Genomic DNA, 22,159 nt, shown 5'->3' with positions numbered 1-22,159 from the left:
GAGGAGAGACCATGCCGATCATCAGCGACGCGCGCACGGCCCTGCGGCTCGCCGACCGCCTGCTCAAGTCGCGACGCAGCCGTCGTGAACTCGCACGCCGACTGCCGTCGGTGGCGGCCCCTGCTCCGGGCACCGTGGAGATCGCCGTCTACTTCGCCGACGGCCCCGTGAACATGTACCAGGTGCGGCAGTGGTACGCCCCCCTCGCCGAACTCGCGGCGACCCACCCGGTCGCGATCATCGCGCGGAGCCCCGGCACCATGCTCACCCTGCTCGACGAGTCTCCGGTGCCCGTGGTCTACGCGCGCCAGGTCGTCGACCTCGAGCAGTTCGTCGAGCAGCAGGCCCCGAAGATCGTCTTCTACGTCAACCAGAACGCCCGCAACTTCCAGATGATGCGGTACGGGCGCATGTGGCACGTCTTCGTGAACCACGGCGAGAGCGACAAGATGTACATGACGACGAACCAGTTCAAGGCGTACGACTACGCCCTGATCGCCGGTGACGCCGCTCGTGGACGGCTGTCGGACGCCCTGTGGGACTACGACCTGGATGCCCGGACGATCTCGATCGGTCGCCCGCAGGCCGACCACTTCGCCGGCGCCGCGCCGTACCCGGCCGACGACCGCACGGTCGTGCTCTACGCGCCGACGTGGGAGGGAGACCGCGCAGCGGCCGCCTACGGGTCGATCGCGAGCCACGGCACCACGATCGCCGAACGGGTGCTCGCGTCGCCGACGCACCGGCTCGTCTACCGACCGCACCCCCGCAGCGGTGTGCGCGACGCCGCGTACAAGGCGGCGCACGAGCGGATCGTCGCTGCCATCGCGAGCGCCAACGCCGCCGACCCGGGCGCCCACCACGTGTACGACGACGGTGCCGAGCTGGGATGGCAGCTCGCCGGAGCGGACGTGGCGATCACGGACATCAGCGCGATGATCTACGACCGGCTCGCCGTGGGCAAGCCGCTCATCGTGACCCGGCCGGTCGCGCCCGAGGCGGACGTCGACGAGCGCGGGTACCTGAGCGACGCCAACTGGTTGACGGCGGCCGATGCGCAGGACGTCGTCGCGCGGGTCGACGCCGCGGCGAACGACGCCGCCGAGCTCGCGAAGCTGCAGCACTGGGTCGAGCGGTACTTCGGGGACACGACGCCGGGTGCGGCGACGAAGCGGCTGCACGACGCGGTCGAACGGCTGCTCGCTCGTTGGCAGACCGTCGCGGCAGCGCGCGGCGAGGGCTGAGGGACCGACCCGGACCCACCGGACGGCGGTGGCACGACGAGGACGGTCAGGCAGCACGGGCGTCACCCACGAGGGACATCCGCCAGAGGTACTCGGAGCGGTCCGGTCGACGCCAGCGGACGATCACCACGCCCGTGTCGTCGGCGGTGGCGCCGAACACGGCGATCGAGAGCGACCGACCCGGTTCGAGCCGGTGCACGGCGAGCGGCGGGCAGTAGCCGCTGCCGAGGTGGGTGAGCGTGATGCCGTCGACGGGTTCGTCGCCGGTGTTCAGCAGGTCGTAGCGGCGCGGAGCACGGGAACGGTCGATCGAGAACGGGACGGGGTAGGCCGGTGTCGGGTGGTGCATGCCGTCACCGTAGGGTGAGGGTCTGACGTCCGGGGGCCGGTTCGGCTCGGGGGAGGGGCGGCTGTGGAGAGCGGCCCTGGGGGCCCTGGTTGTGGACGGGGATCGGTGGTCAGACGGCGTAGTCGGACGAGTACCGCTGCAGAGCTTCCTCGATCGTGCCGTCGAGCTGCAGGCGACCCTTGTCGAGGTACAGCCCACGCTCGCAGAAGCGGCGGAGGTCCTTGTCGCTGTGCGAGACGAAGAACAGCGTGCGGCCGCCGGCGAGGAGCTCCTCGATCCGCTTGTAGCACTTCTCGCGGAACCCCTTGTCGCCGACCGCCAGGACCTCGTCCACCAGGATCACCGGTTCGTCGAGGCGCGAGATGACCGCGAACGCGATGCGCACCTTCATGCCGCTCGACAGGTGCTTGTACGGGGTGTCGACGAAGTCACCGATCTCGGCGAACTCGATGATCTCGTCGAAGGCGTCGCGGATCTCCGCCCGGGACATGCCGTGCAGTCCCGCCGTGAGGTAGACGTTGTCGCGGACCGAGAGGTCTCCGACGAAGCCACCGGTGATCTCGATCAGGGGTGCGACCCCGGCGCCGACGTGGATGCGTCCCTCGTCGGGGAGCATGACCTGGGCCACGAGCTTCAGCAGCGTCGACTTGCCCTGACCGTTGCGGCCGACGACCCCGATCGCCTCACCCGGGCGGACGTCGAACGACACACCCCGGAGCGCCCAGAACTCGTCCGCGCGCTTGCGGCGGTTGCTGCCGGCGAAGAGGTCCTTGAAGCTCCGGCTCGCCCGACGGTTGCGCTTGAACCGGATGCCGGCGTCGCGGACGGAGATCACGGGGGCGACCGTCGCGCTGCGGCTGGTCTGCTCGGTGGCGGTCATCACAGCTCCTTCAGGACGCGGTGCTCGCTGCGGCGGAACACGACGAGTCCGATCGCGAGGACGACGACGGTGACGACGACGGAGACCCCGACCTCGAACCAGTTCAGCTGCGACGGGAAGAACGCCGCGCGGTAGATGCCGAAGATGCCGCTGAGCGGGTTGAAGGCCGCGAGGTCGTGCAGCTTGTCGGGCAGTGCCGACGTGCCGTAGATGATCGGCGATGCGTAGAAGAGGAACCGGAGCACGAGCTTCACCGCACGCTCGAGGTCACGGAAGAAGACCACGAGCGGCGCGACGATCAGGCCGAGCCCGTACACGAGCGCGCACTGCAGCACGATCGCGAGCGGGTAGAGCGCGATCTCCCAGTGCCAGTGCGCCCCCGTCGCGATCGCGAACACGGCGAGGACCGGCAGGCTGAGGAGGAACTCGATGCCCTTCGACGCCGTGACCCGGGCGACCCAGATGCTGCGCGGGATCGTCGTCGACCGGATGAGCTTGGTCTCCTTGATGAACGCCCGCGTGGAGTCCGAGACGGCACCGGTGAACCACATCCACGGCAACAGCGCCGACAGCAGGAACACGATGTACGGCTCTTCGCCGACCGACCCGCGGTGGAACACCTGTGTGAAGACGAACCAGTAGATCGCCGACATCACGAGCGGGTCGAGGATCGACCAGAAGTAGCCGAGCGCCGAGGTCGAGTAGCGGACGCGGAGGTCTCGGATCGTCAGCAGCCAGAGGGCATGACGATAGCGCCGACCGGCGCTCCGGGACGCCGCTGGTGCGGCAGCCGCGGGCGCGGTCGGCGCACTCGCTGTGGTCACGGTTTCCCTTCGGGCGGAACCGCCGAGGGGGTCTTGACGCTGGTTCAGGCGAACAGGTTGTTCGCGCGCTCGAGGTCCTCGGCGAAGTCGATCTCGACCGCGTAGAGGTCGGAGATGTCGATCGGGCTCCAGAGTAGCCCGTCCTCAGCGATGGCAGCCTCGATGCCGCCCTCGAAGTACTCCTGGTCGTCGACGCGACCGAGCTGGCGGATGAGCGCCTGCTTGTCCTTCGAGGACACGTAGTTGATGCCGACGGCTTCGCCGAGGCCACCGACGACCTGCTTCGACAGCTTGTGGATGAAGCCCTCGGCGTCGACGGTGTACTTGACCTCTTCGTCGGAGACCTTGTCGGTGTTGACGCTGACGAACGAGCGGTCCTCGTCGATCATGTCGGCCGCACGCACCAGGGCACGCGGGTCGAAGACGACGTCGCCGTTCATCCAGAGCACACCGCCCTTGCCCGTCGCCTTGAGGGCGCGGAGCAGGCTCTTCGAGGTGTTCGTGGAGTCGTAGGACTCGTTGTAGACGAAGTTCGCCTCGGGGAAGGCCTCGACGATGTACTCCGACTTGTAGCCGACGACGATCGTGACGCGTGCGCTCGAACCGAACGCCGCACGGATGTTGTCGAACTGCTGCTGCATGATGGTGCGGCCGTCGCTCAGTTCGGTCAGCGGCTTCGGCAGGCTGCGCCCGAGGCGGCTGCCCATCCCCGCTGCGAGGATGACGATCTGCGTGGTCATGCTGGTCCCTTCCGGTGTCCGCCCGCGCGCCCTGGGGCACGGGCGGGCCTCGTCGAGTGTGCTCCCGGAAGATCCGATCTGCCCGGGAAGACCGCCGTCTCTGCGCGCATTCGCAGGGAGGGATCGTCACGGGGACACCGGCCGGGGCAGGTTTCCAAGTGGTGAACACTTCGTCGTGCCTCGGTGAATGATACGGAACGACCCTCCACCGGGGTACGGTCTCGGCCGCTTCGTGCTCAATTCGTGACACAGCACCGGGGATTCGGGACACCGCGCCCGAGGCGTCCCCCGCTGTCCGGTGAGCGTTGGTACGGTGGGGCGGTGGCCGCAGCAGCAGGGGACGACGACGACGTGTACGCCACGTCGGACGCTGCCTGGCTGACCGAGGAAGCGGACGCCGACACCGAGGCCGAAGCGGCCGCTGACGGCGACGACGACACCTCGGACGACGCTGCCACCGAGGACGACGACGCCACTGCGGCGGGAGACGCCGCTGACGACGACATGGGGGACGGGGATGCACACGACGCCTCCGCTGAGGACACGATGACCGACGACACGACGGCCACCGAGACGACGGAGACGGAGACGGGGGCGGACCGCGTCGCCGCGCAGGCGGTGGCGCCGACGACCACCGGTCGCCGCCCTGCCAAGGCGCGCGGCGGCAAGGGACGTGCCACCCGCCCGACGCAGACGGCGGGGACGACCGGCACCGTGCCTCCTGGACCGCGCGACGGGGCGGACGAGACGGACGTGACCGCCGGCACGGACGCGACTGACCGCGCGACCCCGACCGACCGCGCGACCCCGACGGACACCGCAACCGCCACGGACCCCGCAGCGGACACGGCAGCAGCCGACACCGCAGCGGACACCGCGGCGCCCGACACCAAGTCCGCGAAGAAGCGCCCGAGCGGCACGAAGCGCCCCGCGCCCACGGCCAAGCAGCCCCAGCAGCCCGTCGTCCTCCGCGCCGACGGCCTCGTGAAGCGCTACGGCCAGACCCTCGCCGTCGACGAGGTCGACCTCGAGATCCGCCAGGGCTCGATCTTCGGCGTCGTCGGCCCGAACGGCGCCGGCAAGACGACCACCCTGTCGATGGTCACCGGACTCCTGCGCCCCGACGCCGGCAGCGTGACGGTGCTCGACCACGACGTGTGGGCCGACCCGACCGCCGCCAAGCGGGACCTCGGCGTGCTGCCGGACCGGCTCCGGCTGTTCGACCGGCTGACCGGCGCGCAGCTGCTGTACTACTCGGCGACCCTCCGCGGGCTCGACGGTGCCACCGCGCGCAAGCGCAGCAGTGACCTGGCCGAGGCGTTCGGTCTCGGCGAGGCGCTCGGCCGTCAGGTCGCCGACTACTCCGTGGGCATGGCGAAGAAGATCGCCCTCGCGGCGACGCTCATCCACTCGCCCCGGGTGCTCGTGCTCGACGAACCGTTCGAGTCCGTCGACCCGGTGAGCGCAGCGACCATCACCGAGATCCTCCGTCGCTACACGCGCGGGGGCGGCACGGTGGTGCTCTCCAGCCACTCCATGGAGCTCGTGCAGCGCACGTGTGACTCCGTCGCCATCATCGTCGGCGGCAAGGTCCTCGCCTCCGGCACGATGGCGCAGGTCCGCGGGCGCAAGAGCCTCGAGGACAAGTTCGTCGAACTCGCGGGCGGCCGCGTCGTGGCAGAGAGCATGGAATGGTTGCACAGCTTCTCCGGCTGAGGGCGGACCTGCTCGCGGGCGAGGTCCGCGGGAGCGCCCGTCGGTCGGTCCTCGTCGTGCTCGGCAGCCTCGCGGGACTCGTCGCCGCGGTGCTCGTCGCGATCGAGGTCGTCGGGCTCCGTGACGCCGCACCCGAGGTCGCGCGTTCGGTCGTCGTCCCGGTCGGCACGCTCATCGCCTTCGCGTTCACGGTCGTCCCGCTCGTCGTCGGGCGCGGCGATCAGTTCGATCCGCGGCGCTTCACCGTGTTCGGCATCGGCCGACGTGACCTGGCGGTCGGGCTCGGGGTCGCCGGACTCATCGGGGTCCCGGTCGTCGCGGTCGCCGTCGTGGCCGTCGCGCAGTCGGTCGCGTGGATGCGCGGTGCGGGTGTCGGCGTCCTCGGCGTCGTCGCCGCCCTCCTCGCCATCGCCACGTGCGCCCTGCTCATCCGCGTCGGCAGCGCCGTCGGTGCGTCCCTGATCGGACCGCACCGGTCGCGGGACGCCGGCTGGCTGGTCGCGCTGGTCATCGTCGTGCTGGCGATCCCGGCCGTCTCGCTCCTGCTCCGCGTCGACTGGCTCGACCCGGCCGGCGCCGAGATGCAGCGCGTCGCCGACATCGCCGGATGGACGCCGTGGGGCGCCGCCTGGGCCGTCCCGGCCGACGTCGCGAGTGGCCGTGTGGGCGAGGGCATCGTCAAGCTCGTCATCGCGGTGGTCGTCGTGGCCCTGCTCGGCCTCGCCTGGTGGGCCGTGGTCGGCCGGGCGCTCGAGACCGTCGACGGCCGAGCGCGGACCCGTCGGTACCGGGGCCTCGGATGGTTCGACACGCTCGGCTCCACGCCCGTCGGCGCGGTGGCGGCACGGGCCCTCACCTACTGGGGACGCGACCCGCGGTACCGCGCGTCCTACCTGATCATCGTGTTCGTCCCGCTCGTCGTCATCCCGCTCGGGGTGGCCGGCGTGCCGTGGCACTGGACCGCCCTGGTGCCGCTGCCGCTGATGGCGCTCATCGCGGGCTTCCTGCCGCACAACGACGTCTCGTACGACAACACCGCGGTGTGGCTGCACGTCGCCTCGGGAGCCCCGGGCTGGAGCGACCGACTCGGTCGCCTCGTGCCGGTGCTCACCGTGGGCATCCCCGCACTCGTCGCCGGCTCGTGGGTCTCCGCGTGGCTGTTCGGCGACTGGACGGCCTTCCCGCTGCTGGTCGGCGTGAGCACGAGCGCGCTCCTGTCCGGCCTCGGGCTGTCGAGCGTCGTGTCCGTCCTGCTGCCGTACCCGACCGTCCGACCGGGCGACCACCCCTTCCAGCAGCCGCAGGCCGCCGGTGTCCTCGCCTCGGTCGCGCAGTCGTCGATCGTGGTCGGCATCCTGGTCTGCTCCGTCCCCGCGGCCTGGCTCGCGGTGCTCGCGTTCGTCGACGGCCCGGAGCCGTGGGGGGTCCTGACCCTCGTCGTCGGGGTCCTGGTCGGCGTGGTCGTGCTGGCGGCGGGCGTCGCGATCGGCGGTCGCCTCTTCGACCGCCACGGGCCGGACCTGCTGGCCGCAGCGCAGCGCAACTGAGCCGGGTCGCCTCGCGGGGTGACCACCTGACGGCCTGGAGGCGCGGGTCGACCCCGCCCCGCGCCTCCAGGCCGTCACGGGTCGGCCACGCCCCCCGCGCGTTGCGGACCGTCGCGGCGCGCGCCCGGTCGTCGTACCCTGGACGCATGAGCATGACGGAACCCGGTGGCGGCCTCGACGTGATGGACCGCGAGCTCGAGAAGCTCCTCGAGGAAGAGGCGATCGAGCCCGGCGACCACGAGCGCTTCTCGCACTACGTCAAGAAGGACAAGATCCTGCAGTCGGCCCTGACCGGCAAGCCCGTCAAGGCGCTGTGCGGGAAGAAGTGGATCCCCGGGCGCGACCCCGAGAAGTTCCCGGTCTGCCCCGACTGCAAGGCGATCTACGAGAAGATGAAGGCGGAGTGACGCCGACGCTCAGATGACGAGCGTGGGGATGGCCGGGTCGCCCCGACCGATGCGTGACGCGTCGGCGGGCAGCTCGGCCTTCGCCATCTTGTGGTGCGCGCGGGCCGCTTCGACGCCCTGCACGCCGAGGAACGCCGGGTCCACCTCGCCGTTCGTCACCACGGGGACGAGCAGCGGGCGCTCGTCCGGCCCGACCTGACCCGTGGTCAGCACGACCTCTGCGGTGGCGATGCCGTTGCGGAGGCGGCGGCCGGCCTGCTTGCGTCCGCCGACGGTGGCCTTCTCGGCCGACTTCTTCGCGACCGGGACCCAGCCGTCGTCGGCCGCACCGCCGTCGGCTGCGTCGCGGTGGCTCGCGTCGCGGTGGCTCGCGTCGCGGTGTGCGACGAGCTTGAAGACCATGCCCGCGGCCGGGTGGCCCGATCCGGAGACCACGGAGGTCCCGACGCCGTAGGAGTCGACCGGTGCCGCGCGGAGTGCCGCGATCGTGTACTCGTCGAGGTCGTTCGTGACCGTGATCTTCGTGTCGGTCGCCCCGAGCCGGTCGAGCTGTGCGCGGACCGACGCCACGACGGACGGCAGATCGCCGCTGTCGATGCGGACCGCGCCGAGCTTGCCGTCGGTGAGCCGGACCGCGGTGTCGACCGCGGCCTCGATGTCGTAGGTGTCGACGAGCAGCGTCGTGCCGGTCCCGAGGGCGTCGATCTGCGACCGGAAGGCGTCCTCCTCCGAGTCGTGGAGGAGCGTGAACGCGTGCGCCGCGGTGCCCATCGTCGGGATGCCCCAGGTGCGCCCGGCCTCGAGGTTGCTCGTCGCCCCGAAGCCCGCGATGTACGCGGCCCGGGCGGCGGCGACGGCGTTCCACTCACCCGTGCGCCGGGAGCCCATCTCGGCGAGCGGTCGACCGTCGGCAGCGGAGACCATGCGTGCGGCGGCGCTCGCGATCGCGCTGTCGGCGTTGAAGATGCTCAGCGCGAGGGTCTCGAGCACGACGGCCTCGGCGAAGGTGCCCTCGATCTGGAGGACGGGGGAGTTCGGGAAGAAGACCTCGCCCTCGCGGTAGGCGCGGATGTCCCCGGTGAACCGGTAGTCAGCGAGGTACGAGGCCGTCCCGGCGTCGATGACGCCGCGGTCGCGCAGGAACGCGATCTCGTCGTCGCCGAACCGGAAGTCCGTCAGCGCGGTCAGGAACCGGCCGAGGCCCGCGGCGACACCGTAGCGGCGCCCGTCCGGCAGGCGGCGGGCGAAGACCTCGAACACGCACCGGCGGTCGGCCGTGCCGTCCTTGAGGGCCGCGTCGACCATGGTGAGTTCGTACTGGTCCGTGAGGAGCGCGCTGGTCACCTCTCCGACACTAGTGTCGCCCGGGCTCGGAGGTACGGATCCGCCGGCCGGCGCGCGCGAGCGGGCAGATTCCGTCGGGTCGTCGCGGCGGGCGGTGCGTGTTCCGCCGGCTCGCGGGGTGGGGGCCACCTGGAGGCGCGGGGCGGCCTGGCGGGGTCGGGTCGCGCCTCCTGGACGGGCGGCTTTCGCGAGCGGGCGGTATGTGCCGGGTCGTCGCGGTAGGCGGTGCGTGTTCCGCCCGCTCGCGGGGAGGGCGGGCCCGCACGAAGGCGAGCGGGCGGTATGTGCTGCGTCGGCGCGGCGAGCGGTGCGTGTTTCGCCCGCTCGCGGGGTGGGGGCCACCTGGAGGCGCGGGGCGGCCTGGCGGGGGCGGGTCGCGCCTCCTGGACCGGCGGCTTTCGCGAGCGGGCGGATTCCGTCGTGTTGGCGCGGCGAGCGGCGCGTGTTCCGCCCGCTCGCGGGGCGGGCGGGCCCGCACGCTCGGTACGCTGGTGTCGTGACGGATGCACCGATCGGAGTCTTCGACAGCGGGGTCGGCGGACTCACGGTGGCCCGCGCCATCATCGACCAGCTGCCACGCGAGAGCATCCGGTACGTGGGCGACACCGTGCACTCGCCGTACGGCCCGAAGCCCATCGCGGACGTCCGTCGCTACGCGCTCGAGGTGATGGACGACCTCGTCGAACGGGGTGTGAAGGCCCTCGTGATCGCGTGCAACACCGCTTCGTCCGCGGTGCTCCGGGACGCCCGCGAACGGTACGAGCAGGCGTACGGCATCCCCGTCGTCGAGGTCATCCAGCCCGCTGCACGCGCCGCCGTCAAGCAGACCCGCACCGGACGCATCGGCGTGATCGGCACGGTCGGCACCATCGCGTCGCGCTCGTACGAGGACGCCTTCGCGGTCGCGTCGGACATCAGTCTGAGCCTCGCGGCATGCCCGCGCTTCGTCGAGTTCGTCGAGGCGGGGGACACCTCCTCCCCAGCGCTCCGCGAGGTCGCTGCGGGCTACCTCGCACCGATCCGCGCAGCCGACGTCGACACGCTCGTCCTCGGGTGCACCCACTACCCGCTCATGTCCGCCGCGATCCAGTACGTGATGGGCCCGGACGTGACGCTCGTCTCCAGCGCCGAGGAGACCGCCAACGACGTGTACCGACGACTCGTCGAGCACGGGCTCGAACGCGCTGCCACCGAGCCGCCGACCTACTCGTTCGAGGCGACCGGCGACGACAAGAACGGCTTCATCCGACTCGCCCGACGCTTCCTCGGCCCCGAGGTCTCCAGCGTCGGCCACCTCCAGACCGGGGCCATCACGCTGCCCCGCATCGAAAGGACCCCATGAGCGACACGCTCCGCATCGACGGCCGCACCGCGACCGACCACCGTCCCGTCACGATCGAACGGGGGTGGAGCACGCAGGCCGAGGGCAGCGCGCTCATCTCGTTCGGCAACACCCGGGTGCTCTGCACCGCGTCCTTCACGAACGGCGTCCCGCGGTGGCTCGCCGGCAAGGGCACCGGCTGGGTCACCGCCGAGTACTCGATGCTGCCCCGCTCGACGAACGAGCGCATGCAGCGTGAGTCGATCAAGGGCAAGGTCGGCGGGCGCACGCACGAGATCTCCCGCTTGATCGGCCGATCGCTCCGCGCGGTCGTCGACACGAAGGGTCTCGGCGAGAACACGCTCGTCATCGACTGCGACGTGCTCCAGGCCGACGGCGGCACCCGCACGGCGTCGATCACCGGCGCGTACGTCGCGATGGTGGACGCGATCGAGTGGGGGCGCGACCGCGGGTTCGTGGCGAAGAAGGCGACCCCGCTGCTCGACAGCGTGCAGGCCATCTCCGTCGGGATCGTCAAGGGCGAGCCGATGCTCGACCTCGCGTACACCGAGGACTCCGCCGCCGACACCGACATGAACATCGTCACGACGGGCTCGGGCAAGTTCATCGAGGTACAGGGGACCGCCGAGCACGCACCTTTCGACCGCGACGAGCTCAACGTGCTGCTGGACCTCGGGCTCGCGGGCAACCAGTCACTCGCGGCGATCCAGAAGTCCGTGCTGGGGCTCGCGTGACCTCCCGCACGGTGGTCCTGGCGACGCACAACCAGGGCAAGGTCGTCGAGCTGCGCGAGATCCTCGGGTCGGCGCTGGGCGACGGCGTCGAGCTCGTCGGGTACGACGGCCCGGAGCCCGTCGAGGACGGGGACACCTACGCCGCGAACGCCCTCATCAAGGCCCGGGCGGCGGTCGCGCACACGGGGTTCCCGGCGCTCGCCGACGACTCGGGCATCGCGGTGGACGCGTTGGACGGTGCTCCCGGCATCCACTCGGCGCGGTACGCCGGCACGCGGGTCGACGCGGACAACATCGCGCTGCTGCTGCGGAACCTCGACGGGGTCGTCGAGCGCACGGCGGCGTTCGTGTGCGCCGCGGCGTTCGTCACGCCGGACGGCACCGAGCACGTGGTCGAGGCGGTCTGGAACGGCGAGGTCACGACCGAGCCCATCGGCGACGGTGGGCACGGGTACGACCCGGTCTTCCGGCCGGACGACGCCGACCGGACGTCGGCGGAGCTGACGCGCGAGGAGAAGAACGCGCTGTCGCACCGGAGCAAGGCGTTCCGCGGGATCGCGCCGGTGGTGCGGGAGTACTTCGGCGTCTGACGCGCGGCTGCGCGGCCGCGCGTCCGCACAACCGAAGACAACCCGAGCCACGTCGCGACGTGGCTCGGGTTGTCTTTGGTTGTGCGAGGGCCCGGCGCAGCCGCGGGCCCGCGGCGAGCGGGCAGAATGTGCCGCCGGGAGGCGCCGAGCGGGACGTATTTCGCCCGCTCGGCGGAGCGGGCGGCGGCTCGGCGCGGCGGGTGTGCGGCGAGCGGGCGAAATGGGCCGTCGGGAGGCGCCGAGGGGGACGTATTTCGCCCGCTCGGCGGAGCGGGCGGCGGCTGGGCGGCGGCTCAGCGCGGCGGGCGTGCGGCGAGCGGGCGAAAAGGGCCGTCGGGAGGCGCCGAGGGGGACGTACTTCGCCCGCTCGGCGGAGCGGGCGGCGGCTGGGCGGCGGCTTGGCGCGGCGGGCGTGCGGCGAGCGGGCGGAATATGCCGCCGGGAGGCGCCGAGGGGGACGTATTTCGCCCGCTCGGCGACGCGAGCGGTCCGGGCGGGCCGGCGCGGGCCGGCACGGCCCGCGACGGACGGGAGGCGCGGTGCCAGCCGGCACCGCGCCTCCTGTCCGGCAGGACGGACCGTCAGCGCTGCGGCTCGGTCCCCGCCTCGGCCGCGGCCTCGTCGCGCTTCGCCTTGCGCGCGTTCCGGAAGTACGTCAGCGCCATCGGCACGACCGTCACGACCACGGCCGCGAGCAGGATGATGTCGATGTACTCGCGGACGATGTGCGCGACGAACGGGATGTGCCCGATGAAGTACCCGAGGAACGTCACCCCGACGCCCCACACGACGGCGCCGATCGCGTTGTACAGCGAGTACTTCTTGTAGTTCATCCGGCCCACACCGGCGGCGATCGGCAGGAACGTCCGCACGACGGGGACGAACCGGGCGAGGATCACCGCGAGGGGCCCGAACCGGTGGAAGAACGCGTTCGTGCGGTCGACGTTCGCCTTGGAGAACAGCCCGCTCTCCTTACGCTCGAAGATGGGCGGGCCGGCCTTCTTGCCGATGTAGTAGCCGAGCTCGCCGCCGAGGAACGCGGACGCGGCGATCATCAGCGCGGCGATCCAGACGGGGATGCCGCCGATCTCGCCACCGCGGTCGAACGCGAAGAGGCCGGTGATGACGAGCAGGCTGTCGCCCGGGAAGATGAAGCCGACGAGCAGCCCGGTCTCGGCGAAGATGATGGCGCACACCACGAACACGGCGATGGCCCCGAAGTTGTCGAGGATGTACTGCGGATCCAGCCAGGGGATCAGGGCGAGTGCGACGGAGTGCATGGTTCTTCCGGTCGTGGAGGCGGGGACACGGGGAGGCGTCCCGCAGGACGAGGGTACCGTCCGCCGATGACGGCAACGTCCCTCGGTGGTATGAGATGCGTGAGGACGCAACTTCTGGTGCGGAAGGAGGGACTCGAACCCTCACGCCAGGGGCACAGGAACCTAAATCCTGCGTGTCTACCGATTCCACCACTCCCGCGAGCAGCGGCAGTCTACCGAGCGCCGCCCGCGCGCCGGACGGGATCCGCGCCTCCTGGGCTGCCCCGACCGGCCGTTCGGCGGACGGTCAGCGCAGCTTCCGCGGGAGGTACCGCGGCACGTACCGCAACAGGATGCCCGCGCCGACCAGGCCGAGCACCCCCATCACCCCGCTCGCGACGGCGATCGACGCGACGGCGGTCACGCCGGAGATGAGGAGCGGTGCAGCGGCTTGCCCGAAGTCGCCGGTGAACCTCCAGGCGCCCAGGAACGGCGCCGGGTGGTCCCGCGGCGCGAGGTCCGCGCCGAGCGTCATGAGGATGCCCGACCCGACCCCGTTCGCGAGCGACATCCCCATCGCGATCGCGACGAACCAGCCCACCCGGGCGTCGAGGTGTCCGGACCACGCGAGCAGGAAGTAGCTGATGCTGAGCCCGACCATGCAGGGGAGTGCGCTCGCCAGGCGGCCCCATCGGTCCATGATCTGCCCGCTCGTGTAGAAGAGCGCGAAGTCGACCGCACCGGCGATGCCGATGACGAGCGCTGCGGTCGAGTCGTCGAGCCCGACGCTGACCGCCCAGAGCGGCAGGATGACCTGGCGGCCGGCGCGGAGCGCGCCGATCAGGCCGGCACCGCTGCCGAGCCGGAGGAGCACGGCCCGGTTCGCGCGGATGGTGCGGAAGAGGCCGTGCGCTTCCTCTTGGACGAACTGCGCACCGGTGTCGGTGGGCGGCTCCGTGGTGGTCGCGTCGGTCTTGTCCCTCGCGTCGTCCGTCGTGGGCCGGGAGGCGCGGCTCGGCCTGCGGAAGCCGCGTGCGCCCGTCGCGGGGTCGCGCAGGACGAGGAGCGTCACCGCCGCCAGCAGGCAGCAGACGATGTGGATCCAGAACGCGCTCTGCGTGGTGCCCGTCAGGTGCACGACACCGGCGGCGATGAACGGTCCGACGAAGTAGCCGAAGCGGAACACGCCACCGAGGCTCGACAGCGCCCGTGCCCGGATGTGGAGGGGGATCGCCGTCGTCATGTAGGCGTGCCGAGCGAGGGCGAAGACGGCGGTGGAGACACCGACGAGGAACACCCCGAGCGCGAGGACCCAGGCGTTCGGGGCGGCCGTGCACACCAGGAGCCCGACGACGGAGACGACCGCCGCGCCGATCATCGCGTTGCGCTCCCCGATGCGGGCGACCACCACCCCGGACGGCACGTCCCCGATGAGCTCGCCCACGAGGATGAGCGCCGCGACGAAGCCCGCGAACGCCAGGCTCGCGCCGAGGGAGCTCGCCGCGATCGGGATGATCGGGATGATCGCGCCCTCGCCGATCGCGAAGAGCGCTGCGGGCAGGAACCCGGACAGCAGGACCGACCGGAAGTCGAAGGCAGGGGTCTCGGAGGTCATCGCTCGGACAACGGTACGCCCGCGGTACCGCTTCGTCGGCGGGTTACCCTGGAGCCATGCGAGTTCTGGCGGCGATGAGCGGTGGGGTCGACTCGGCGGTGGCCGCAGCCCGGGCGGTCGACGCCGGGCACGACGTGGTCGGTGTGCACCTGGCGCTGAGCCGCATGCCCGGGACCCTGCGCACCGGCAGCCGCGGCTGCTGCACGATCGAGGACTCGATGGACGCCCAGCGCGCCGCGTCCGCGCTCGGCATCCCGTACTACGTGTGGGACTTCTCGGCCCGGTTCAAGGAGGACGTCGTCGACGACTTCGTGGCCGAGTACCAGGCCGGCCGGACGCCGAACCCCTGCATGCGCTGCAACGAGCGGATCAAGTTCGCGGCGTTGCTCGAGAAGGCGCTCGCCCTCGGGTTCGACGCCGTCTGCACCGGGCACTACGCCTCGATCGTCACCGGTCCGGACGGGGCGCGCGAGCTGCACCGCTCGGCGGCGTGGGCGAAGGACCAGTCGTACGTCCTCGGCGTCCTGACCGCCGAGCAGCTCCAGCACGCGATGTTCCCGCTCGGAGCGACGCCCTCGAAGGACGAGGTCCGGGCCGAGGCGGCGGCGCGAGGCCTCACCGTGGCGCAGAAGCCCGACTCCTACGACATCTGCTTCATCCCGGACGGCGACACCCGGGGTTGGCTGGCGGACCGGGTCGGCGCGGCCCCCGGCGACGTCGTCGAGCGGGACGGCACGGTCGTCGGTGCGCACGACGGGGCGACCGGGTACACGGTCGGACAGCGGCGCGGACTGCACCTCGGTCGACCGGCACCGGACGGCAAGCCGCGGTTCGTGCTCGAGATCCGCCCGAAGGAGAACACCGTCGTGGTCGGCCCGAAGGAGGCCCTCGACGTGACCTCGATGTCCGGGTCGCGCTTCACCTGGGCCGGCACCGCGCCCGCCGACCCGTCCACGCCGTTCGCGTGCGACGTGCAGATCCGGGCGCACGCCGACCCGGTGCCCGCGACCGCACGGGTCACCGACGGCCAGCTGGTCATCGACGTCGACGAGCCGCTCTCGGGCGTCGCGCCGGGGCAGACCGCGGTCGTGTACGTCGGCACCCGGGTGCTCGGGCAGTGCACGATCGACGCGACGGTGTCGGCGGTGCCCGCCGCCGTCTGACCGCGCGGCGCTCCCGGGTTGCCCGTCGGCTGCGCGTCCGGTCGGTGGTTGCCGGTAGAACTGAGGGCATGAGCGACACGACGCCCGCGGACTCGACGTTCGAGACGATCGACCCCGCCGCACTCGACGCGGCGCAGGCGCAGCGTGAGGTCGACCGGCTCCGGTCCAGCATCAACGAGCTGCGGCACGCGTACTACGACGAGAACGGGTCGACGGTCGCGGACGGCGAGTACGACGGGCTCGTCCACCGCCTCGACGCGATCGAGCAGCGCTTCCCGGAACTCCTCACCGAGGACAGCCCGACCCAGACCGTGGGCGGCCAGGCGCAGACCGTGCAGTTCGCGCCGGTCGAGCACGCCGAGCGGATGCTCAGCCTCGACAACGTCTTCAGCCCGGACGAACTCGTCGACTGGGCGGTCAAGGTGCAGCGCGACGCCGGTGCCGAGCGCGTCCGGTTCCTCACCGAGCTGAAGATCGACGGGCTCGCGATCAACCTCCGGTACGAGAACGGTCGGCTCGTCTCGGCCGCGACGCGCGGTGACGGCGTCGTCGGCGAGGACGTCACCGGCAACGTCCGCACGATGGGGACGATCCCGGACCGCCTGTCCGGTTCCGGGCACCCGCCCCTCGTCGAGGTCCGTGGCGAGATCTTCTTCCCGGTCGAGCAGTTCGACGAACTGAACGCCAAGCAGCGCGACGCGGGGGAGCGGGTCTTCGCGAACCCGCGCAACGCGGCAGCCGGATCCCTCCGCCAGAAGGAAGAGGGCAAGTCCGAGGCGAAGCGCGAGCTCATGGTGGACCGGCTCCGTCGGCTGCGCATGCTCGTGCACGGCATCGGCGCGTGGCCCGTCCGCGAACTCGAACGGGACACCGACGTCCGCGCGCAGTCCGAGGTGTACGAGCTCCTGCAGACGTGGGGCCTGCCGACGAGTTCGCACCACCGGGTCTTCGACTCCATCGACGAGGTGCTGGCCTTCGTCAAGGACTACGGCGAGCGACGGGCGTCGGTCGAGCACCAGATCGACGGCATCGTGATCAAGGTCGACGACCTCGCCCTGCACGAGGAACTCGGGTCGACGTCGCGCGCCCCGCGGTGGGCGATCGCGTACAAGTACCCGCCGGAAGAGGTCCACACGACGCTCCTGGACGTGGTCGTCAGCGTCGGTCGGACCGGTCGCGCCACGCCCTTCGCGGTGATGGCCCCGGCCGAGGTCGCCGGGTCGGTCGTGCGGCAGGCGACCCTGCACAACCAGCAGGTCGTCAAGGCGAAGGGCGTCCTCATCGGGGACACCGTGGTGCTCCGGAAGGCGGGCGACGTCATCCCCGAGGTGCTCGGTCCGGTCGTCGAGCTCCGCGACGGTACCGAGCGCGAGTTCGTCATGCCGACGAACTGCCCCGAGTGCGGCACGCCCCTCGCCCCCGCGAAGGAAGGCGACATCGACCTCCGCTGCCCGAACGCGAAGAGCTGCCCGGCGCAGGTGCGCGGCCGGGTCGAGCACATCGCCTCCCGCGGCTCGCTCGACATCGAGGGGCTGGGCGAGGTCGCTGCGGCGGCCCTCACGCAGCCGCTCCACCCCGAGCAGCCCCCGCTCGAGACCGAGGCCGGCCTGTTCGACCTGACGATGGAGGACATCGTCCCGATCGAGGTCATCGTCCGTGACGCCGAGACCGGCATGGAGAAGACCACCGACGACGGTGCGCCGAAGCGGGTGACGCCGTTCAGCCGGGCGCGCAAGAAGACCGACCCGCCGTTCGACCCCGACGCACGGGGAGCGGACTACACGGGCGAACCGAGCCGGTACCCGTCGAAGAACGCGTTCGAGATGCTGGCGAACATCGACGCCGCGAAGACGAAGCCGCTCTGGCGGATCATGGTCGGCCTGAGCATCCGGCACGTCGGGCCGGTGGCAGCCCGCGCGCTCGCGAACCACTTCGGGTCGCTCGACGCGATCCGGGCCGCCTCGCGCGAGGAACTCGCCGCGGTGGACGGTGTCGGCGGGATCATCGCCGACGCCCTGCTCGACTGGTTCGAAGTCGACTGGCACCGCGACATCATCGACCGCTGGACGGCGGCAGGCGTGCAGTTCACCACGCCCGGGCACCCCGGACCGGGCGCCGCGGACGAGGAAGGCGGCGTGCTCAGCGGGCTGACCGTCGTGGCGACCGGCTCCCTCGAGGGGTACAGCCGCGAGGGCGCGCAGGAGGCGATCATCGCCGCGGGCGGCAAGGCGGCCTCGAGCGTGAGCAAGAAGACGGACTTCGTCGCGGCCGGTCCCGGGGCCGGTTCGAAGCTCACCAAGGCCGAACAACTCGGGGTCCGGATCATCGACGCCGAGCAGTTCCGCCTGCTCGTGACCGAGGGGCCGGCGGCGCTCGGCGACGCCGCCGGGGACGACCCCGAGGACTGAGTCCGACTCAGGAGCACGTCCGGCGTCGGTCGGTGCGGTACGGCGCGCCTGTGTGTCCACCCAGTTCGGGGGACAAGTTGCAACGCGCACGTCCTCGGGAAGGCTATTCTCCTTACACTCGATAGAGCATCACCCGTCGTCTGCAGGGAGTCGACGGGACGGCCTTCCCGGGGGAGACCCGATTGCTGCTCATCGCCGCGGCTCTGCTCACCGCCTCGATGCACTCGCTCGGAGTGGTCGAGGCCCCAGTCGCGCCCGCCACCCCCTCCGTGGCCGTCGTGCACGCGATCGCGCGGGTCCCTGAGGGTGCCTCAGCACCCCGACCGGTCATGACCGGGGTACACCTGACCGCGTCGGTGTCCGCGTCCGGGCCGTCGTCCGCGTCGAGTGGGGTCACCGTCGAGCACGGGCGGGCGTTCCTCAGCGACCTGTCGTCGCTCAGCGGCGCGGACCTCCTCCGTGCCGGGCAGGACCGTCACGTGCTCGCGACCGCCGAGGACGACCCGCCGACCGCCGCCGAGGTCACCGCCTGGTGGTCCGGACTCACGGACGACGAGCGCGACACCCTGACGACCCTCGCGCCGTCCGTCGTCGGGAACCTCGAGGGCGTGCCCTACGCGGTCCGCGACCGTGCGAACCGGGCGGTCCTCGCCACGGGTCTCGCCGACCACTCGGCCGCGGCCGCCGTGACCGCGATGCTCGGCCAGGTCCGCGATGCGCTCGTGCACGAGGTCGGTGCACCGGACCGGTACCTCATCACGCTCGACACGCGAGGGGCCGGGCGCGCGGCCATCGCCGTCGGGGACCTGGACACCGCCGCCGACGTCACGGTCGTCGTCCCCGGCATGTTCTTCACCGTGACGGGCCAGATGGCGGACTTCACGAACACCGCGAACGACCTCTACACCGAGCAGGCGACCGTGGCCGGTCTGGCCGCGCCCGGCTCGGGCAACGGCGTCGCCGTCGTGGCGTGGATGGGCTACCGCACACCGGACCTGTCGAACATCATGTCGCTCGGCATGGCCAAGACGGGTGGGGAGCGCCTCGCCCGGACGGTCGGCGGGCTCCGGGAGATCCGCGACGGCGACGAACCGCGGGTGAACATCGTCGCCCACTCGTACGGGTCGACCGCGGCGCTCATGGCACTGGCCTCGGGGGAGATGAGCGCGGACACCCTGACGGTCCTGGGCTCGCCGGGGAGCGACGTGCGCACCTCGGCCGACCTGGCCGTCAGCGCCGGGCAGGTGTTCGTCGGGGACGCGCACAGCGACCCGATCGCCGGCTCCGGGTACTTCGGCACCGATCCCGGTTCCGCGGGGTTCGGCTCGACCGTGCTCGACCTGACCGGGGGCGTCGACGTGCAGGAGGCCGGCGAGGTGTTCCGCCGACCGGTCGGGCACAACGACTACCTCAAGCCGGGGACGGCGTCGCTGCACGACGTGGCGCTCATCGCCGTCGGCCGCGGGGACCTCGTGCGCGAGCAGGTCCGGCGCGGTGAGCGCGGTGGCGACGGGCTGCCGCAGGCGTCGCCGGACATGTACCTCGTCCGACCGCAGGACCTCCAGCCCCGCGACTGATCCTGGGTGGGAACCTGAGGGGCGGTGCAGCCTGGACTCGTTCCACGGCAGAACCAGTCCAGATCGTGACCGTACGGTGCCCTGCATGCGTGTGGTGCGATGGCCTGGTGCTCTCCTGACGTTCGTCGCGATGTCGGCGCTGGCGGGCATGCTCGTCGCCGTGGCGGTCACACCGGGGGTCGCCGTCGCGGGCGAGAGCACGTCCGGGGCGGTGTCCTTCTTCGAGGACCTGCCGAGCTACCTCGACATCCAGACGCCGCAGCAGGTCTCCTCCGTCTACGCGGAGAAGGGCGGACAGCAGGTCAAGATCGCCTCGTTCTACGCCGAGAACCGTACGACCGTGGCGTCCGGGGCGATGGCGAAGACGCTCAAGCAGGCGGCGATCGACACCGAGGACCCCCGCTTCTACGACGAGGGCGGCATCGACGTGGTCGGCACGCTCCGCGGTGCGGCGGCGACGGTCGTCGGCGGTGACGTGCAGGGCGGGTCGAGCATCACCCAGCAGTACGTGAAGAACGTCCTCGTGCAGCAGTGCGAGGAGCTCACGGGCAAGGACGCCGCGGACACCGAGAAGAAGGTCGCCGCGTGCTACGAGGACGCCGCCGGGGTGACCCCGCAGCGCAAGCTCCAGGAGATGCGGTACGCGATCGCCGTGAACAAGAAGTACTCGAAGGACCAGATCCTCACCGGGTACCTGAACCTCGTCGGGCTCGGCGGCCGCGTGTACGGCGCCGAGGCCGGTGCCGAGTACTACTTCGGCGTGCACGCGAAGGACCTCTCGCTCGTCCAGTCGGCCACCCTCGTCGCGATCCTCAACAACCCGTCGAACCTGCGCATCGACCAGCCGTCGAACGCCGACAACGGTGAGAAGAACGGCTACGCCGCCACCAAGGAACGCCGCGACTACGTGCTGCAGCGCATGTACGTCCACCACGACATCACGAAGGCCGAGCTCGAGCAGGCGAAGGCGACACCGGTCACGCCGAAGATCACCGCCACGGCGAACGGCTGCTCCTCGGCCGCGACCGGCTACGACGCCGGGTACTTCTGCGACTACGTGCGCGACCAGGTGCTGCAGGACCCGGCGTTCGGCAAGACGGCCGCCGAGCGCATCGCGACGCTCGACACCAAGGGCCTCGAGATCCACACCTCGCTCGACCTCGACCTGCAGTCCCAGGCGCAGACCGCGCTGTCGACCTACGTCCCGTCGACGATGGCCGGCGTCGACGTCGGCGGCTCGAACGTCACCGTGGAGCCGGGAACCGGCCGGATCCTCTCGATGGTGCAGAACACGCAGTACACGCAGGGCGACACCTCGACCGCCGGGTCGACCGCGGTGAACTACAGCGCCGACAGCGGGTACGGCAACTCGGGCGGGTTCCAGACCGGCTCGACGTACAAGGTGTTCACGCTCGCAGAGTGGCTCGCCACCGGGCACACGCTCTCGCAGTCCGTGTCGACGACCGAGCACACGTTCCAGAACTCGGAGTTCACGAACACCTGCCAGAACGTCAGCGGCGGGACCTGGCCGGTGTCGAACGCCGAGAACGTGCCGTCGTCGATGACCGTGCAGGCCGCGACCTCGGAGTCGATCAACACCGCCTACGCCGCGATGGGCAAGCAGCTCGACCTGTGCAAGATCGCGCAGCTCGCCCAGTCGATGGGCATCCACCCGGCGGCCGGCGGCGCCCTCGGGCAGACCCCGGCGTCGATCCTCGGCGTGAACAACCTGTCCCCGATCGACCTCGCCGAGGCCTACGCGGGCTTCGCGAACGGCGGCGTCGTCTGCACGCCGACCGCCATCGACTCCGTCACCGAGTCGGACGGCACGAAGATCACCCCGACGCCGTCGTCCTGCACGCAGGGCGTGGCGGCCGACGTGGCCGGGACGGTCGACTACGCGTTGCAGGGCGTCCTCACCGGGTCCGGCACGGCCGCGAGCGCCAACCCCGGCGACAGCACCCCGAAGTTCGCGAAGACCGGCACCACCGACGGCGACGTGCAGAACTGGCTCGTCGCGTCGAGCACGAAGTACACGAACGCGACCTGGATCGGCAACGTCCAGGGCAACGTGAGCCTGGCGAACTGGCCGTTCCTGCAGGGGACCACCGGGTACAGCGCGAAGTTCGGCGTCGGCAAGTCGATGATGTCCTACCTCGACCAGACCGTCGGTGGCGGTGCGCTGCCGACCCCGAACGCGGCGATGATCGGGCAGACCAGTCACTCGTCGTCGAACTCGTCGTCGAACTCGTCGACGGACGCGTCGTCGAACGGGTCGTCGGACTCCTCGTCGGGGCCGGCGTCGAACGGGGCCACGACCGCTCCGACGGGGTCCACACCGGGGGACTCCACGTCCACGACGCAGCAGGGGCAGCAGCAGTCTCCCCAGAAGCAGACGGGGAAGCAGAAGGGCCACTGAG

At 71.4% G+C, this 22,159-nt stretch carries 18 protein-coding genes and 1 tRNA gene; 11 read left to right on the top strand and 8 right to left on the bottom strand.

Going from position 1 to position 22,159, the window contains the following annotated elements; all coding sequences use genetic code 11:
• Positions 1-11: 11 nt before the first annotated feature.
• Positions 12-1,244, top strand: a complete 1,233-nt coding sequence (locus tag BM028_RS01685) for a CDP-glycerol glycerophosphotransferase family protein (protein WP_092384170.1) — start codon at positions 12-14, stop codon at positions 1,242-1,244.
• A gap of 46 nt (positions 1,245-1,290) precedes the next feature.
• Here BM028_RS01685 and BM028_RS01680 read toward each other — a convergent pair whose 3' ends face one another.
• The 4 genes from BM028_RS01680 to BM028_RS01665 all read right to left on the bottom strand — a co-directional run bounded on the left by BM028_RS01680 (position 1,291) and on the right by BM028_RS01665 (position 4,037).
• Positions 1,291-1,593: a hypothetical protein gene (locus tag BM028_RS01680; protein ID WP_092384168.1), complete on the bottom strand. Its 303-nt coding sequence runs from the start codon at positions 1,591-1,593 to the stop codon at positions 1,291-1,293.
• Between the two features lie 109 nt (positions 1,594-1,702).
• Entirely contained in the window at positions 1,703-2,473 is a 771-nt protein-coding gene (locus BM028_RS01675) for an ABC transporter ATP-binding protein (RefSeq protein WP_070416671.1), read from the bottom strand.
• Positions 2,473-3,297 carry an ABC transporter permease gene (locus tag BM028_RS01670; RefSeq protein WP_070416670.1) on the bottom strand — a complete coding sequence of 275 codons (825 nt, stop codon included), beginning with the start codon at positions 3,295-3,297 and terminating at the stop codon, positions 2,473-2,475. Before BM028_RS01670 ends, BM028_RS01675 begins: the two co-directional genes overlap by 1 nt.
• Before the next feature lie 44 nt (positions 3,298-3,341).
• A complete protein-coding gene (locus tag BM028_RS01665) occupies positions 3,342-4,037 on the bottom strand; it encodes a phosphocholine cytidylyltransferase family protein (RefSeq protein ID WP_070416669.1) in 696 nt (231 codons plus the stop codon).
• 321 nt (positions 4,038-4,358) lie between these two features.
• Between BM028_RS01665 and BM028_RS01660 the strand changes: the two genes are divergently transcribed.
• The 3 genes from BM028_RS01660 to BM028_RS01650 all read left to right on the top strand — a co-directional run bounded on the left by BM028_RS01660 (position 4,359) and on the right by BM028_RS01650 (position 7,707).
• Complete coding sequence (locus tag BM028_RS01660) at positions 4,359-5,753, top strand: ABC transporter ATP-binding protein (protein ID WP_254789353.1); 1,395 nt, start codon at positions 4,359-4,361, stop codon at positions 5,751-5,753.
• Positions 5,729-7,300 (top strand): hypothetical protein, encoded by a 1,572-nt coding sequence (locus tag BM028_RS01655; RefSeq protein ID WP_092384166.1) that lies wholly within the window; start codon positions 5,729-5,731, stop codon positions 7,298-7,300. The genes BM028_RS01660 and BM028_RS01655 overlap by 25 nt, the downstream gene beginning before the upstream one ends.
• 146 nt (positions 7,301-7,446) lie before the next feature.
• Positions 7,447-7,707: a DUF3039 domain-containing protein gene (locus tag BM028_RS01650; RefSeq protein WP_092384164.1), complete on the top strand. Its 261-nt coding sequence runs from the start codon at positions 7,447-7,449 to the stop codon at positions 7,705-7,707.
• Positions 7,708-7,716: 9 nt separating this feature from the next.
• Here BM028_RS01650 and BM028_RS01645 read toward each other — a convergent pair whose 3' ends face one another.
• A complete protein-coding gene (locus tag BM028_RS01645; protein WP_083413754.1) occupies positions 7,717-9,051 on the bottom strand; it encodes a nicotinate phosphoribosyltransferase in 1,335 nt (444 codons plus the stop codon).
• A gap of 496 nt (positions 9,052-9,547) precedes the next feature.
• Between BM028_RS01645 and murI the strand changes: the two genes are divergently transcribed.
• The 3 genes from murI to rdgB are packed head-to-tail and all read left to right on the top strand — an operon-like array spanning position 9,548 to position 11,717.
• Positions 9,548-10,393, top strand: coding sequence for a glutamate racemase (gene murI, locus BM028_RS01640; protein WP_092384894.1), 846 nt, complete (start codon positions 9,548-9,550; stop codon positions 10,391-10,393).
• Positions 10,390-11,127 carry a ribonuclease PH gene (rph, locus tag BM028_RS01635; RefSeq protein WP_070416667.1) on the top strand — a complete coding sequence of 246 codons (738 nt, stop codon included), beginning with the start codon at positions 10,390-10,392 and terminating at the stop codon, positions 11,125-11,127. Before murI ends, rph begins: the two co-directional genes overlap by 4 nt.
• Positions 11,124-11,717, top strand: a complete 594-nt coding sequence (gene rdgB, locus BM028_RS01630) for an RdgB/HAM1 family non-canonical purine NTP pyrophosphatase (RefSeq protein WP_092384162.1) — start codon at positions 11,124-11,126, stop codon at positions 11,715-11,717. The genes rph and rdgB overlap by 4 nt, the downstream gene beginning before the upstream one ends.
• A gap of 581 nt (positions 11,718-12,298) precedes the next feature.
• Here the strand turns inward: rdgB and BM028_RS01620 are convergent.
• The 3 genes from BM028_RS01620 to BM028_RS01610 form a co-directional block, all read right to left on the bottom strand.
• Positions 12,299-12,997: a DedA family protein gene (locus BM028_RS01620; protein ID WP_070416665.1), complete on the bottom strand. Its 699-nt coding sequence runs from the start codon at positions 12,995-12,997 to the stop codon at positions 12,299-12,301.
• Between the two features lie 115 nt (positions 12,998-13,112).
• Positions 13,113-13,196 (bottom strand) — tRNA-Leu (locus BM028_RS01615).
• 87 nt (positions 13,197-13,283) lie between these two features.
• Entirely contained in the window at positions 13,284-14,591 is a 1,308-nt protein-coding gene (locus tag BM028_RS01610) for an MFS transporter (protein ID WP_092384158.1), read from the bottom strand.
• Positions 14,592-14,647: 56 nt separating this feature from the next.
• Here BM028_RS01610 and mnmA point away from each other — a divergent pair, with 56 nt between their 5' ends.
• The 4 genes from mnmA to BM028_RS01590 all read left to right on the top strand — a co-directional run bounded on the left by mnmA (position 14,648) and on the right by BM028_RS01590 (position 22,158).
• Positions 14,648-15,754 carry a tRNA 2-thiouridine(34) synthase MnmA gene (gene mnmA / locus BM028_RS01605; RefSeq protein ID WP_092384156.1) on the top strand — a complete coding sequence of 369 codons (1,107 nt, stop codon included), beginning with the start codon at positions 14,648-14,650 and terminating at the stop codon, positions 15,752-15,754.
• A gap of 68 nt (positions 15,755-15,822) precedes the next feature.
• Positions 15,823-18,162 carry an NAD-dependent DNA ligase LigA gene (ligA, locus tag BM028_RS01600; protein WP_175495954.1) on the top strand — a complete coding sequence of 780 codons (2,340 nt, stop codon included), beginning with the start codon at positions 15,823-15,825 and terminating at the stop codon, positions 18,160-18,162.
• Positions 18,163-18,491: 329 nt separating this feature from the next.
• Entirely contained in the window at positions 18,492-19,739 is a 1,248-nt protein-coding gene (locus BM028_RS01595) for an alpha/beta hydrolase (RefSeq protein WP_175495953.1), read from the top strand.
• A gap of 85 nt (positions 19,740-19,824) precedes the next feature.
• On the top strand, positions 19,825-22,158 hold the full coding sequence (locus tag BM028_RS01590; RefSeq protein WP_092384152.1) for a transglycosylase domain-containing protein: 2,334 nt from the start codon (positions 19,825-19,827) through the stop codon (positions 22,156-22,158).
• Position 22,159 lies beyond the last annotated feature (1 nt).

This window comes from Curtobacterium sp. YR515 (assembly GCF_900113095.1).
Lineage (GTDB): Bacteria > Actinomycetota > Actinomycetes > Actinomycetales > Microbacteriaceae > Curtobacterium.
The sequence above is the reverse complement of the archived record's forward strand: the minus strand, read 5'-3'. Positions and strand labels throughout refer to the sequence as shown.